This is a genomic window from Caldalkalibacillus uzonensis, assembly GCF_030814135.1.
Lineage (GTDB): Bacteria > Bacillota > Bacilli > Caldalkalibacillales > Caldalkalibacillaceae > Caldalkalibacillus > Caldalkalibacillus uzonensis.
This window is the reverse complement of sequence record NZ_JAUSUQ010000012.1, coordinates 42136-55802: the sequence shown is the minus strand read 5'-3', so window position 1 is coordinate 55802 and position 13667 is coordinate 42136. Positions and strand designations below refer to the sequence as shown.

25 protein-coding genes are annotated in these 13667 nt (G+C 47.4%); all 25 read right to left on the bottom strand.

What is annotated here, in order from left to right; all coding sequences use genetic code 11:
- Window positions 1–11: 11 nt before the first annotated feature.
- The 25 genes from map to tuf all read right to left on the bottom strand — a co-directional run bounded on the left by map (window position 12) and on the right by tuf (window position 13543).
- Entirely contained in the window at window positions 12–758 is a 747-nt protein-coding gene (gene map, locus J2S00_RS14805) for a type I methionyl aminopeptidase (protein ID WP_307341426.1), read from the bottom strand.
- Window positions 755–1408, bottom strand: a complete 654-nt coding sequence (locus tag J2S00_RS14800) for an adenylate kinase (RefSeq protein ID WP_307341421.1) — start codon at window positions 1406–1408, stop codon at window positions 755–757. Before J2S00_RS14800 ends, map begins: the two co-directional genes overlap by 4 nt.
- Window positions 1409–1440: 32 nt before the next feature.
- Window positions 1441–2727, bottom strand: a complete 1287-nt coding sequence (secY, locus tag J2S00_RS14795) for a preprotein translocase subunit SecY (RefSeq protein WP_307341418.1) — start codon at window positions 2725–2727, stop codon at window positions 1441–1443.
- The gene (rplO, locus tag J2S00_RS14790) at window positions 2727–3167 is read right to left on the bottom strand and encodes a 50S ribosomal protein L15 (protein WP_307341415.1); all 441 of its coding nucleotides are present in this window, start codon (window positions 3165–3167) and stop codon (window positions 2727–2729) included. Before rplO ends, secY begins: the two co-directional genes overlap by 1 nt.
- Window positions 3168–3200: 33 nt before the next feature.
- On the bottom strand, window positions 3201–3389 hold the full coding sequence (gene rpmD, locus J2S00_RS14785; protein WP_307341412.1) for a 50S ribosomal protein L30: 189 nt from the start codon (window positions 3387–3389) through the stop codon (window positions 3201–3203).
- A 13-nt stretch (window positions 3390–3402) separates the two neighbouring features.
- Window positions 3403–3900, bottom strand: coding sequence for a 30S ribosomal protein S5 (gene rpsE / locus J2S00_RS14780; RefSeq protein WP_307341409.1), 498 nt, complete (start codon window positions 3898–3900; stop codon window positions 3403–3405).
- Between the two features lie 21 nt (window positions 3901–3921).
- On the bottom strand, window positions 3922–4290 hold the full coding sequence (gene rplR / locus J2S00_RS14775) for a 50S ribosomal protein L18 (RefSeq protein WP_307341406.1): 369 nt from the start codon (window positions 4288–4290) through the stop codon (window positions 3922–3924).
- Between the two features lie 12 nt (window positions 4291–4302).
- Window positions 4303–4839: a 50S ribosomal protein L6 gene (gene rplF / locus J2S00_RS14770; RefSeq protein WP_307341403.1), complete on the bottom strand. Its 537-nt coding sequence runs from the start codon at window positions 4837–4839 to the stop codon at window positions 4303–4305.
- Window positions 4840–4866: 27 nt separating this feature from the next.
- On the bottom strand, window positions 4867–5265 hold the full coding sequence (gene rpsH, locus J2S00_RS14765; protein ID WP_307341399.1) for a 30S ribosomal protein S8: 399 nt from the start codon (window positions 5263–5265) through the stop codon (window positions 4867–4869).
- 32 nt (window positions 5266–5297) lie between these two features.
- Window positions 5298–5483 carry a type Z 30S ribosomal protein S14 gene (locus J2S00_RS14760; RefSeq protein ID WP_307341395.1) on the bottom strand — a complete coding sequence of 62 codons (186 nt, stop codon included), beginning with the start codon at window positions 5481–5483 and terminating at the stop codon, window positions 5298–5300.
- Window positions 5484–5530: 47 nt separating this feature from the next.
- A complete protein-coding gene (rplE, locus tag J2S00_RS14755) occupies window positions 5531–6073 on the bottom strand; it encodes a 50S ribosomal protein L5 (RefSeq protein WP_307341393.1) in 543 nt (180 codons plus the stop codon).
- Between the two features lie 26 nt (window positions 6074–6099).
- Window positions 6100–6414 (bottom strand): 50S ribosomal protein L24, encoded by a 315-nt coding sequence (gene rplX, locus J2S00_RS14750; protein ID WP_307341391.1) that lies wholly within the window; start codon window positions 6412–6414, stop codon window positions 6100–6102.
- Between the two features lie 54 nt (window positions 6415–6468).
- Entirely contained in the window at window positions 6469–6837 is a 369-nt protein-coding gene (rplN, locus tag J2S00_RS14745; protein ID WP_307341388.1) for a 50S ribosomal protein L14, read from the bottom strand.
- A gap of 58 nt (window positions 6838–6895) precedes the next feature.
- The gene (gene rpsQ, locus J2S00_RS14740; protein ID WP_307341385.1) at window positions 6896–7159 is read right to left on the bottom strand and encodes a 30S ribosomal protein S17; all 264 of its coding nucleotides are present in this window, start codon (window positions 7157–7159) and stop codon (window positions 6896–6898) included.
- An 18-nt stretch (window positions 7160–7177) separates the two neighbouring features.
- On the bottom strand, window positions 7178–7381 hold the full coding sequence (gene rpmC / locus J2S00_RS14735) for a 50S ribosomal protein L29 (RefSeq protein ID WP_307341382.1): 204 nt from the start codon (window positions 7379–7381) through the stop codon (window positions 7178–7180).
- Entirely contained in the window at window positions 7371–7805 is a 435-nt protein-coding gene (rplP, locus tag J2S00_RS14730; RefSeq protein ID WP_307341379.1) for a 50S ribosomal protein L16, read from the bottom strand. Before rplP ends, rpmC begins: the two co-directional genes overlap by 11 nt.
- 2 nt (window positions 7806–7807) lie before the next feature.
- A complete protein-coding gene (gene rpsC, locus J2S00_RS14725; RefSeq protein WP_307341376.1) occupies window positions 7808–8467 on the bottom strand; it encodes a 30S ribosomal protein S3 in 660 nt (219 codons plus the stop codon).
- A 3-nt stretch (window positions 8468–8470) separates the two neighbouring features.
- Complete coding sequence (gene rplV, locus J2S00_RS14720; RefSeq protein WP_307341373.1) at window positions 8471–8812, bottom strand: 50S ribosomal protein L22; 342 nt, start codon at window positions 8810–8812, stop codon at window positions 8471–8473.
- Between the two features lie 22 nt (window positions 8813–8834).
- Entirely contained in the window at window positions 8835–9113 is a 279-nt protein-coding gene (gene rpsS, locus J2S00_RS14715) for a 30S ribosomal protein S19 (RefSeq protein ID WP_307341370.1), read from the bottom strand.
- A 54-nt stretch (window positions 9114–9167) separates the two neighbouring features.
- Window positions 9168–9998 carry a 50S ribosomal protein L2 gene (gene rplB, locus J2S00_RS14710; RefSeq protein WP_307341368.1) on the bottom strand — a complete coding sequence of 277 codons (831 nt, stop codon included), beginning with the start codon at window positions 9996–9998 and terminating at the stop codon, window positions 9168–9170.
- 28 nt (window positions 9999–10026) lie between these two features.
- Complete coding sequence (gene rplW / locus J2S00_RS14705) at window positions 10027–10317, bottom strand: 50S ribosomal protein L23 (protein ID WP_307341365.1); 291 nt, start codon at window positions 10315–10317, stop codon at window positions 10027–10029.
- Complete coding sequence (gene rplD / locus J2S00_RS14700; protein ID WP_307341362.1) at window positions 10317–10940, bottom strand: 50S ribosomal protein L4; 624 nt, start codon at window positions 10938–10940, stop codon at window positions 10317–10319. The genes rplW and rplD overlap by 1 nt, the downstream gene beginning before the upstream one ends.
- A gap of 32 nt (window positions 10941–10972) precedes the next feature.
- Entirely contained in the window at window positions 10973–11599 is a 627-nt protein-coding gene (gene rplC / locus J2S00_RS14695; RefSeq protein ID WP_307341360.1) for a 50S ribosomal protein L3, read from the bottom strand.
- Between the two features lie 72 nt (window positions 11600–11671).
- Window positions 11672–11980, bottom strand: coding sequence for a 30S ribosomal protein S10 (gene rpsJ, locus J2S00_RS14690; protein ID WP_307341358.1), 309 nt, complete (start codon window positions 11978–11980; stop codon window positions 11672–11674).
- A gap of 372 nt (window positions 11981–12352) precedes the next feature.
- On the bottom strand, window positions 12353–13543 hold the full coding sequence (gene tuf, locus J2S00_RS14685; RefSeq protein WP_307341354.1) for an elongation factor Tu: 1191 nt from the start codon (window positions 13541–13543) through the stop codon (window positions 12353–12355).
- Window positions 13544–13667 lie beyond the last annotated feature (124 nt).

Below are 13667 nucleotides of genomic sequence, written 5' to 3'. Positions count from 1 at the left end.
TCACCTGTCCCTTAAAGTTTGGTTAGGATTTCATATCCTGTTTCCGTGATGGCAATGGTATGCTCAAAATGAGCACAGTTCTGCTTGTCGTCGGTCACAACCGTCCAGTTATCATCTAACGTGTGAACATGCCGGGTTCCCGCATTGACCATCGGCTCAATGGCCAGGACCATGCCTGGTTTTAAGCGGGGTCCCCGGTTTGGCGGACCAAAGTTGGGGATCTGAGGATCTTCGTGCAGCTTGGTGCCGATGCCGTGTCCCACATATTCCCGGACAATGGAAAAGCCTGCAGCTTCAACATAGGTTTGTATGGCATGGGAAATGTTGGACAACCGTGCACCCGGCTTCGCTTCTGCCAGTCCCTTGTACAAGGATTCCTCTGTGACACGCAGCAAGCGTTTGTCTCCCTCACTGATCGACCCAACCGGGTAAGTCCAGGCAGAGTCACCATGGTAGCCTTTAAAATTAGCGCCCACATCAATGCTGATGATATCGCCATCTTTCAATTTTCGTTCAGATGGGATACCATGAACAAGCTCTTCGTTGACTGAGGTGCAAATACTGCCAGGAAAGCCTCCATAACCTTTAAAGGAAGGCGTTGCTCCATGGGCCCGAATCACTTTTTCAGCCAGGGCATCGAGCTCTTTGGTCGTAATCCCAGGCTCAATGACTTTTTTAAGCGCCTGGTGCACAAAGGCTACGATGCGCCCTGCTTCTTTCATTAACTCAAGTTCTTGCTTGGATTTGGTGACAATCATTGGGCCTGCCCTCTTAAAATAGTTGTGATGTCGCCAAATACTTTTTCGATGTCTTGCTCACCGTTGACGGTACGCAGGTAGCCCTTCTGCTCATAAAACTTAAGGAGTGGTTCTTGTTGCTTCAGGTTGACCTCAAGGCGTGTTTGGACCGTTTCTTCCTGGTCATCATCACGCTGATAGAGTGAGCCGCCACACTTGTCGCAAACACCTTCTTGTTTTGGAGGGTTGAACACGACATGATAAGTAGCGCCACAGCCTGAGCAAATGCGCCGGCCGGTCAAACGTTTCAACAGCGATTCCTGGGCCACTTCGATATAAATGACGTGATCCAGCTCCCGGCCTGATTCAGCCAATATCCTTTCCAATGCTTCTGCTTGAGGTACAGTGCGGGGAAATCCGTCAAGCAAAAAGCCTTGTTTACAATCATCTTTGGCTAAACGTTCTCTGACAATACCTATGGTGACTTCATCCGGAACCAGCTCCCCCCGGTCCATGTAGGCTTTAGCCTCCTGACCAAGCGGGGTTCCCTCTTTGATGGCACCACGGAACATATCACCGGTTGAAATATGGGGAATCCCAAAAGTGTCCACCATTTTTTCCGCCTGGGTCCCTTTTCCGGCCCCTGGCAAACCCATCAATACCAGATTCATCAAACCCCTCCACATCCTATCTTTAAAATGCGTTATTTAATAAACCCTTTGTAGTGGCGCTTCACCAGCTGGCTGTTTATCTGCTTCATGGTCTCCAAAGCCACACCGACCACAATGAGCAAGGCCGTACCTCCAATGGTCACTGTAGGAGGAACAGCAGCCACAGCAGAGAAAAAGACAGGTAAAATTGATACAGCCGCCAGGAATAACGCACCAGCCAAGGTAATACGATTCAAAATTCGTGTCAGATAGGTGGATGTTGTTTTGCCGGGACGAATGCCAGGGATATAACCGCCATGTTTCTTCATATTTTCCGCCATCTGTATAGGATTGATTTGGACAAACGTATAGAAGTAGGTGAAACCGATAATCAGGATGACATAGAAGAACATCCCGATCGGGCTTGTATAGTCAAAGTGATCAATCACCCAGTTCGCTATGGGGTTTCCGGCAAAAAACATGGCAATGGTGGGTGGGAAGAAAATTAAGGACATGGCAAAAATAACCGGAATCACCCCGGCTGCGTTCACTTTTAACGGGATGTGAGTTGATTGACCGCCATACATGCGGCGCCCAACCACCCGTTTAGCATATTGGACCGGGATTTTGCGAATGCCCTGTTGGATATAAATGACACCAACCACAATGGCCAGGACGATCAACGCCAGAATGGCCAGTTTCACCACACCAAAGAACACATTCGCACCTTCGCCAAACTCCTGGAGATAGAGCTGGTTCAGTCCTCTCGGGATCGCCGCCACAATTCCTGCAAAGATCAATATAGAGATCCCGTTGCCGATGCCTTTTTCGGTAATTTGTTCACCCAGCCACATCAGGAACGCGGTACCTGCCGTTAGAATGACCGCAATATATAAATAGGTGCCTATACCTGGGTTAACAACCAAACCATCGAACAGTCTGTTAAAGCCGATGGACATGCCGATGGCCTGAATAAAACCCAGTACGATGGTGCCGTAGCGGGTGAACTGAGCCAGTTTGCGCCGTCCAGCTTCCCCTTCTCTGGCCCATTGGGCAAATTTCGGAATCACGTCCATGGTTAACAGTTGCACAATAATCGAGGCCGTAATATAGGGCATAACACCCATGGCAAAGATGGAGAAGCGCTCCAGGGCACCTCCACCTATAATGCTGATAATACCCAATACATTGGTCTGATCATACAGGTCGATCACATCGGGATTCACATTGGGCACAGGGATAAAGGCCCCGATGCGAAACACGATTAAAACCAGAAGGGTAAAGATGATTTTACGGCGAAGGTCTTCTACCTTCATAATATTGGAGATTGTGGCGAACATTAAATCACCTCAGTTTTTCCACCAGCAGCTTCAATTTTTTCGATGGCGGATTGGGAGAATTTATTGGCTTTAACGGTTAGCTTCACCTTTAAGTCGCCCTCACCCAAAATTTTAAGACCGTCCTTTAAATTCTTCACCACGCCAGTTTCTTTCAAAAGCTCAGGTGTCACAGTGGTGCCTTCTTCAAAACGGTTCAACGTGCCCAGGTTGACAACCGCATACTCCTTGCGGGTCGGATTTTTAAATCCGCGTTTAGGCAAACGACGGTAGAGTGGCATTTGACCACCTTCAAACCCAGGACGGACGCCGCCTCCGGAACGGGCATTCTGACCTTTGGTTCCACGGCCTGCAGTTTTACCTGTGCCGCTGCCAATACCACGGCCAACACGTTTGCGCTCTTTGCGTGATCCAGGTGCAGGTTTCAGCTCATGCAGTTTCACAATAACACACCTCCTCTTTGCTTACCAAGAGTTTTACTGTTCCACTTCTTTTACTTCCACTAAATGACTCACTTTATTGATCATGCCGCGGATCGCATCATTGTCTTGATGCATCACGGTTTGATGGCGTTTCTTCAGGCCTAGTGCTTCGATCGTTTTACGTTGATCGGGTTTACGACCAATCACACTGCGTTTGAGGGTGATCTCCAATTTTTTCGCCATCTGTTCTCCCTCCTTATCCTAACAGTTCCTCTACGGTCTTACCCCGTAATCTGGCCACTTCTTCAGCTGTTTTCAAGCGCTGTAAGCCTTCAAAGGTGGCTTGAACCATGTTAATGGCATTGGAGCTGCCCAGTGATTTGGTGAGGATGTCTTGCACACCAGCCAATTCCAAAACCGCACGCACAGGACCGCCAGCGATAACTCCTGTACCTTTGGAAGCGGGTTTCAACAGCACTTTGCCAGCGCCATAATGGCCAATGATTTCATGGGGAATCGTTGATTTGACAATCGGTACTTTAACCAAATTTTTCTTAGCTGCTTCAATCCCTTTGCGGATGGCATCGGGCACTTCTCCTGCTTTACCTAAGCCGAAGCCAACATGGCCATTGCGATCCCCAACCACGACAAGGGCGCTGAATCTAAAGCGGCGTCCACCTTTAACCACTTTAGCCACACGGTTAATGGCGACCACTTTTTCTTCAAGTTCTAATTTATTCGGATCGATTTGCATGTGTTTTCCCTCCTTCTAACATTAGAATTGCAAACCACCTTCACGGGCTGCATCGGCCAAAGCTTTTACCCGGCCATGATAGAGATAACCACCACGGTCAAACACCACTTGTTTGTATCCTTTTTCGACGGCACGCTTAGCCAGTAATGCCCCAACTTGCTGAGCAGCCTCAATTTTACCGCCATATTCGATCTGATCGCGTAATTCTTTATCTAAAGTGGAAGCAGAGACAAGTGTTTTACCTTCCATATCATCGATCAGCTGTGCATAGATATGTTTAGTGGAACGGAAGACATTGAGCCGCGGACGTTCTGCCGTACCGAACAATTTGCGGCGCACACGGGCATGGCGCTTTTTGCGCGCTTTATTTTTGTCCACTTTGGTGATCATTGCTTACCCTCCTTACTTACCTGTTTTACCCTCTTTACGGCGTACCTGTTCACCTTCGTAGCGGATCCCTTTTCCTTTATACGGCTCTGGTTCACGGACAGCGCGAATGTTAGCGGCCACAGCGCCGACACGCTCTTTGTCAATCCCTTTAACCGTAATTTTGGTTTGGGAAGGAACTTCAATCTCAATACCTTCTTCAGGAACGATTTCAACAGGATGAGAGTAACCTACGTTCAAGACCAGCTTGTTGCCGCTTTTTTGGGCCCGGTAGCCGACCCCAACTAACTCCAGGTTTTTCTCATATCCCTTGGTGACACCCTCCACCATGTTGGCGATCAGGGAGCGGGTAGTGCCGTGCAGGGATTTGTGTTGTTTATTGTCAGTGGGTCTTTTGACGACCACTTGATTGTCTTCAATGTTGATCATCATATCAGGATGAAACTGACGGGAAAGTTCACCTTTTGGCCCTTTAACGGTCACATGGGTGCCGTCAATTTTGATCTCCACCCCATCGGGGATTTGGACCGGTTTCAAACCAGTGCGTGACATACAAACACCTCCATTTCTGTTCTGTCTTTACCAAACGTAAGCGATAACCTCGCCGCCCACTTTTTGCTGGCGCGCTTCTTTATCAGTCATAACGCCTTTGGATGTAGAGATAATCGCAATACCCAAACCACCCAAAACGCGGGGCAGCTCATTACTTTTGGCGTACACGCGCAAGCCGGGTTTCGAAATCCGTTTCAGTCCGGTAATAACCCGTTCGTTGTTCGGGCCGTATTTGAGATAGATACGGATAATCCCTTGTTTGTTATCTTCAATGTACTCGGCATCACGGATAAAACCTTCACGCTTTAAAATCTCAACAATTTGCTTTTTGAGATTTGAAGCAGGAACCTCTAATGATTGGTGACGAACAGCATTGGCATTACGAATACGTGTCAGCATATCTGCAATAGGATCTGTCATTGCCATTCAAATTACCTCCTTCCTTCCCAAGCTCGGGATTACCAACTTGCTTTTTTCACACCTGGAATTTGACCTTTATAGGCCAATTCACGAAAACAGATACGGCACAGTTTGAATTTGCGCATAACCGAATGGGGGCGGCCGCAGCGCTCACAACGGGTGTAAGCACGCACTTTAAATTTCGGCTTACGCTTTGCTTTGGCGATCATGGATTTTTTGGCCACTGTGTTCATTCCCTCCTTACAAGCAATTGTGATCTTTCAACCGTTCCTTATTTTTTGAAAGGCATGCCCATTTCATCAAGCAAGGCTTTGCATTCTTCGTCAGTTTGTGCTGTGGTCACAATCACAACGTCCATTCCGCGCACTTTATCAATTTTGTCGTAGTCGATCTCAGGGAAGATCAGCTGTTCTTTTAAGCCCAAGGTGTAGTTGCCGCGTCCATCAAAGGATTTAGGTGATACACCTCTGAAGTCACGTACGCGGGGCAGGGCCACATTAAATAACTTATCCAGGAAATGATACATCCGTTCGCCACGCAGGGTGACTTTGACACCGATCGGCATCCCCTCACGAATTTTAAAACCGGCAATGGATTTCTTAGCACGGGTAATGACGGGTTTTTGGCCTGTGATGGCCTCCAGATCGGAAACAGCTCCGTCCAGCACTTTGGCATTTTGGGCTGCTTCACCAATCCCCATGTTGATGACGACTTTTTCGATTTTAGGCACTTGCATGATGCTTTTGTAATTGAACTTTTGCATTAATGAAGGAACGACTTCGCTGCGGTATTTTTCCTGTAATCTTGCAGCCATGAGTGATAACCTCCTTTCACACTCAATTATTTATCCAATGGTTCACCGGACTTTTTGGCGATACGCACTTTCTTGCCGTTTTCCAGCACTTTGTAGCCCACTCGGGTAGGTTCGCCTGTTTTGGGATCGATCGGCATAACGTTGGAGACATGGATTGGTGCTTCTTTGGTAATAATGCCCCCCTGAGGGTTAGCCTGGTTAGGCTTCTGATGCTTTTTTACCATGTTCACCCCTTCAACCAGCACGCGGTTTTGACGGGGATAGGCGGCGATCACACGTCCCTTTTTCCCTTTGTCTTTGCCGGTAATCACCATGACCATGTCGTCTTTCTTTACATGCATCTGTTGTGCACCTCCTACCTGTTCAATCTCAGGATCTGGTCGTTCTAGCCCTTTTTAAAGCACTTCAGGCGCCAGGGAGATAATTTTCATAAAGTCTTTGTCACGCAGTTCACGAGCCACAGGGCCGAAAATACGTGTGCCACGGGGGCTTTTATCATCACGCACGATCACGGCGGCATTTTCGTCAAAACGGATGTAAGATCCGTCTTTACGGCGAACACCTCGCTTAGAGCGTACAACAACAGCTTTGACTACATCACCTTTTTTGACAACGCCTCCGGGTGTTGCTTCCTTCACAGAACAGACGATTAAGTCTCCGATGTTGGCATATTTGCGGCCGGATCCACCCAATACTTTGATACATAACAGCTCTCTTGCTCCGGAGTTGTCAGCCACTTTTAAACGTGTTTCTTGTTGAATCATCTTGTAACCTCCTCTCTTCTTAGCGAGAAGTTCATGTTAGATTAGATCTGGTTTAGGATTAGATGATCACAGCTTCTTCTACGATTTCAACCAGACGCCAGCGCTTGTCTTTGGACAGCGGGCGAGTTTCCATGATTTTAACGATATCGCCCACTTTAGCTTGGTTATGCTCGTCATGGGCCTTATATTTCTTGGTATATTTCACACGCTTTTTGTACAGCGGGTGCATTTTGTACGTTTCAACTGCAACAGTAATGGTTTTATCCATTTTGTCGCTTACCACTTTACCGATTTGAACTTTGCGATTATTACGTTCTGCCATGATGTAACCTCCTTTCGATTATTTAGAGTTAATTCCCAGTTCTCTTTCACGCAATACAGTTTTGGCACGAGCAATATCTTTGCGCACCTGGCGGATGCGTGCCGTATTGTCCAATTGTCCTGTTGCCAACTGGAAACGGAGGTTAAATAATTCTTCTTTTAAAGCTGCAATTTTTTGTTCGATTTCGGCAGTGGTCATGTTGCGCAATTCATTAGCTTTCATTTGGCTCACCACCCAAACCTTCACGTTTTACAAACTTCGTTTTGATCGGAAGTTTGTGCGAGGCTAATCTTAATGCTTCACGAGCAACATCTTCAGGCACGCCGGCCAGTTCAAACATCACTTTGCCAGGCTTGACAACAGCAACCCATCCTTCTGGAGAACCTTTACCGGAACCCATGCGCACCTCTAATGGCTTCTTGGTGTAGGGTTTGGATGGGAAGATTTTAATCCACACTTTACCGCCACGTTTGATATAACGTGTCATAGCCACACGAGCCGCTTCGATTTGGCGGTTGGTGATCCAGGCCGGCTCAAGGGCTTGCAAACCGTATTCACCGAAGGCAACCTCAGTACCGCCTTTGGCGCGCCCTTTCATTCTGCCGCGGTGCTCTTTGCGGTACTTCACACGTTTAGGCATCAACATGATTATTGACCTCCTTCCGCTCTTTTCGTTCTCTTCTGAGGAAGAACTTCTCCGCGGTAAATCCACACTTTGACACCGATTTTACCGTAGGTGGTGTCAGCTTCTGCCGTTCCATAGTCAATATCTGCACGTAAGGTGTGCAACGGAACCGTACCTTCGTTATACCCTTCACTGCGGGCGATGTCTGCACCAGCCAAACGTCCGCTGACCATTGTCTTAATCCCTTTGGCGCCGGCACGCATCGTGCGCTGGATGGCTTGTTTCATGGCACGTCTGAAGGAAATACGGTTTTCAATTTGACGGGCAATATTATCAGCCACCAGCTTGGCATCAAGATCGGGTTGTTTGATTTCACTAATGTTTAGGTGAACCCGCTTGCCAGTCAGTTGATTGAGTGCTTTTCTCAGCGCCTCTACTTCAGAACCGCCTTTACCAATCACCATGCCGGGCTTGGCTGTGTGAATGGTGATGTTGATGCGGTTAGCTGCACGCTCAATTTCGATGGTGGAAACAGCGGCGTCTTTTAATCTCTCTTCAATGTAGTTGCGAATTTTAAGGTCTTCGTGCAGGTAGTCGGCATATTCCTTATCGGCGTACCATTTGGATTCCCAGTCACGAATAATGCCGATCCTGAGACCTTTAGGACTTACTTTTTGACCCACGCATTAACCCTCCTTCTTTTCTGTCAATACGACGGTAATGTGGCTCGTACGTTTGTTGATCCGGCTTGCACGCCCCATAGCACGAGGGCGGAATCGTTTTAAAGTAGGACCTTCGTCACAATAGATTTTGCTAATAACGAGATCATCAGGATTCATATTGTAATTGTGCTCTGCATTAGCGATCGCTGATTTCAAAAGCTTTTCCACGACCGGGGATGCCGCTTTAGGCGTATGTCTTAAGATGGCAATCGCTTCTCCGACTTGCTTCCCTCGAATCAAGTCAATCACAAGGCGGACTTTACGAGGAGCAATCCGCACGAATCTGGCTACTGCTCTTGCTTCCACGTGTCATAACCTCCCCTCAAGCTTAGCGCTTCGTTTTCTTGTCGTCTCCCGCATGACCTTTAAAGGTACGGGTTGGTGCAAATTCTCCAAGCTTATGACCGACCATATCTTCAGTAATGTACACCGGTACATGTTTGCGTCCGTCATAGACGGCAATCGTATGTCCGACAAATTCAGGATAGATCGTGGAACGTCTGGACCATGTTTTAATCACTTTTTTCTCATTTTTTTCGTTCAATGCTTCAATTTTCTTCATCAAGTGGTCATCGACAAAAGGTCCTTTTTTCAAGCTGCGACCCATGAAATGGTCCCTCCCTTCAAACGATTGTTAGACACGATACTTATCACTAAAACATTACTTTTTGCGACGGCGAATAATATACTTGTCAGATGGATTGTTCTTCTTACGTGTCTTATAACCCAGTGTTGGTTTGCCCCAAGGTGTCATCGGTGATTTGCGTCCAATCGGTGCTTTACCTTCACCACCACCATGCGGGTGATCAACAGGGTTCATCGCTGATCCGCGTACAGTCGGACGTCTGCCCAGCCAACGGGAACGGCCCGCTTTACCGATGCGCACAAGTTCATGATCCACATTGCCGACTTGACCGATCGTCGCACGACACTCTTTACGGATCATACGCACCTCACCAGAGTTGAGACGAACGATGGCATAGTTGCCGTCTTTACCAAGCAATTGGGCCTCCGTACCAGCAGCACGAACCAACTGTCCGCCTTTACCGGGCTTGAGCTCAATGTTATGAATGACGGTACCCACAGGGATGTTTTCCAAAGGCAGTGCGTTACCCACCTTAATGTCAGCTTCAGGACCGGATTCGATCATGTCACCCACTTTTAATCCTTTGGGGTGTAAGATATAGCGTTTTTCGCCGTCTACATAGTGAATCAGTGCGATATTGGCTGAACGGTTGGGATCATACTCAATCGTAGCCACACGACCGGGAACTCCATCTTTGTTGCGTTTGAAGTCAATGATGCGGTATTTGCGCTTATGACCACCACCTCTGTGACGAGTGGTAATCCGGCCTTGGTTGTTACGTCCCGCTTTTTTTGTTAACGGGGCAAGCAAGGATTTTTCTGGCTGATCCGTCGTAATTTCTTCAAATGTTGAAACAGACATGTTACGACGGCCAGGAGAAGTTGGTTTATATTTTTTAACACCCATGCTCATGTCCTCCTTTCGTCAATTTACCTTACGCACCTTCAAAAAACTCCAGCGGCTTGCTGTCCTCAGACAGTTGGACGATTGCTTTTTTGCGGCGGGGAGTAAACCCACTGAAACGTCCAAACCGCTTCGGTTTTTTCTTCATGTTAATGGTGTTCACCTTAACCACTTTAACGTCAAAAATTTGCTCAACGGCTTTCTTGATCTCCGTTTTGTTGGCTTTAACGTCCACTTCAAACACATACTTGTTTTGTTCCATCATATCAGTGGAGCGCTCAGTAATAATCGGACGCTTGATGATGTCGCGAGGATCTTTCATTATTGAAACACCTCCTCCACTTTGGCTACAGCATCCTTGGTGATAATCAATGTGTCATGGGTTAAAACATCCAGCACATTGATCCCTTCAGCAGTCACAAAGGTGACTCCCGGAATGTTGCGGCTGGACAGCGCCACGTTGTCATCATAGCTGTCAGTCACAATTAACGCTTTGCGGTTAGCATCCAAGTTTTTGAGGATGTTGACCATTTCTTTCGTTTTGGGTTGTGCAAGCTGTAAACTTTCCAGCACTTTAATTTCCTCGTTTTTCACTTTAGAAGAAAGAGCAGATTTAATGGCTAAGCGGCGAACTTTTTTCGGTAATTTATAACCATAGTCGCGTGGGGTTGGTCCAAACACAACGCCACCGCCAACCCATTGAGGCGCACGAATTGAACCATGGCGGGCACGGCCAGTTCCTTTTTGTCTCCAGGGTTTACGTCCACCACCACGAACAGCGGCGCGGTTTTTGGTCGCATGTGTGCCGGCTCTCATCGCAGCACGCTGCATCACGACTGCATCATGGAGCACGTGTTGATTAGGCTCAATGCCGAAGACACTGTCGGCCAGTTCTATTTCACCAACTGAAGAGCCGTTTTGGTTATATAGTGTTACTTTAGGCATGATATTTCCTCCTTTCATCCAAACGTTTCCCATTAAGCCTTAACAGAAGAACGAACCATCACATAGCTGTTTTTGGGCCCTGGTACGGAACCTTTCACTAACAACAGGTTGCGCTCAGGATCCACTTTAATTACTTCAAGCTTTTGAATGGTCACCCGGTCATGGCCCATGCGTCCAGGTAACGGGCGGCCTTTGAAGACCCGCATCGGATCGATGGCACCTAGAGAACCAGGACCACGGTGATAACGGGAGCCGTGTGACATTGGTCCGCGGGAAAAACCATGACGCTTGATGGCACCCTGGAATCCTTTCCCTTTGGATGTACCTGTCACATCCACATATTCTCCGTTTTCAAAAATATCTACTTTTACTTCCTGACCAACTTCATATTGATTCAAATCTACGCCACGAATCTCTTTAATGTAGCGCTTAGGCGTCGTGTTAGCTTTGCCGGCATGCCCTCTTTCCGGACGAGTGGCACGGTGTGCTTTTTTATCCTCAAAACCAAGCTGAATGGCTTCGTAACCATCGTTTTCTTCGGTTTTCTTTTGCATGACGACACACGGACCAGCTTGGATCACCGTTACAGGAATAAGCGTCCCGTCTTCTGCAAATACTTGGGTCATGCCCAGCTTCTTACCTAAGATACCCTTGGTCATGAAGTCCACCTCCTAATCACATTGTTCTTTTAAGCTTCCTATCCTCAAAAACAATAGTCTCCATATCAAACATTACAATTTGATTTCAATATCAACACCGCTCGGCAGATCAAGACGCATCAGTGAGTCTACGGTTTGCGGTGTTGGGTTCAAGATGTCGATTAAACGTTTGTGCGTTCTCATCTCAAACTGTTCACGAGAGTCTTTGTATTTGTGCACGGCACGTAATATCGTATAAACCGCTTTTTCAGTCGGCAACGGGATTGGACCGGACACCTCCGCTCCGGACCGTTTGGCCGTGTCTACGATTTTCTCCGCAGACTGGTCCAGGATTCTGTGATCATACGCTTTTAAACGAATTCTGATTTTTTGTTTTGCCATTTTTGTCCCTCCTTTTCGCCCAATTTAAAATCAGACCTACTCTGCAGAAAATATCCAACACCCCTGCCATGGCAAAGGGGCCGGGTGTGTCGGTAACCTCCTGCTTCATCGCATGTTTAAAAACCAACAGGAAATATTATACCGAATTCTACAGCATCATGCAAGGAAAGTTTCGGCTATCCTGTCAGGCACTTGACTATCATATAATAAATAAGCGCAAAACGCAAGTTTCACCGGGTTTTTTCCACCCTAATTAATGAAGGAAAATTATAGTCCACAAACCAGCTGCACAAAACAAGCCGTGTAGAGAGGGTTCTACACGGCTTGTTGTTATGACTGGCCCAAATCAGGATAAGCACAAGGTTCTGGCCCTTACTCAATAATTTCAGTAACGGCGCCAGCACCTACAGTGCGTCCGCCTTCGCGGATAGCGAAGCGGGTTCCATCTTCAATGGCAATTGGAGAGATCAGTTCAACTTCCATTTCAACGTTGTCGCCAGGCATCACCATTTCAACGCCTTCAGGCAGCTTGATAACGCCGGTTACGTCAGTGGTGCGGAAGTAGAACTGCGGACGATAGTTGGAGAAGAATGGCGTATGACGACCACCTTCTTCTTTGCTTAACACGTAAACTTGGCATTTGAATTTCTTGTGAGCTTTAACAGTACCAGGTTGAATCAGCACCTGACCACGCTCAACTTCGTCACGGTCAATACCGCGCAGAAGGGCACCGATGTTGTCACCAGCTTCAGCTTGGTCAAGGATTTTGCGGAACATCTCTACCCCAGTGACAGTGGTTTTCTTAGGCTCTTCAGTTAAACCAAGAATTTCTACTTCGTCGCCCACTTTGATAACACCGCGCTCAACGCGGCCAGTGGCAACCGTACCACGACCAGTGATGGAGAAGACGTCCTCAACAGGCATCAGGAACGGTTTGTCCACATCACGCTCAGGTGTGGGGATGTACTCGTCTACAGCATCCATTAATTCAAGGATTTTTTGACCCCACTCACTGGAAGGATCTTCTAATGCTTTCAGAGCGGAACCTTTGATCACTGGTACGTTGTCTCCATCGAACTCGTATTCAGAAAGCAGGTCACGCACTTCCATTTCAACAAGTTCCAGCAATTCTTCGTCGTCAACCATATCGCATTTGTTCAGGAAGACAACGATCGCTGGCACGCCTACCTGACGGGACAGCAGGATGTGCTCACGAGTTTGGGGCATCGGACCATCAGCTGCAGATACAACCAGGATGGCACCATCCATTTGAGCAGCACCGGTAATCATGTTCTTAACATAGTCAGCGTGTCCCGGGCAGTCAACGTGAGCATAGTGACGATTGTCAGTTTCGTACTCAACGTGTGCGGTAGAGATAGTGATTCCGCGCTCACGCTCTTCAGGTGCTTTGTCGATGGCATCATATGCTTGAGCTTGAGCTTTACCAGCTTGAGCTAATACAGTCGTAATTGCGGCAGTTAAAGTGGTTTTACCATGGTCAACGTGACCAATCGTACCAACGTTAACGTGCGGCTTGGTACGTTCAAATTTTTCTTTAGCCATTATGATGTTCCTCCTTTAATTAAGAGAATTGGTTTTAAGTATAAGTTTATGTGTAGCAAGAAAGGATCCATCACCGGACGGTGGATAAGTGAATCCTTTCTTAGCTTACAACATGAAAACTGAC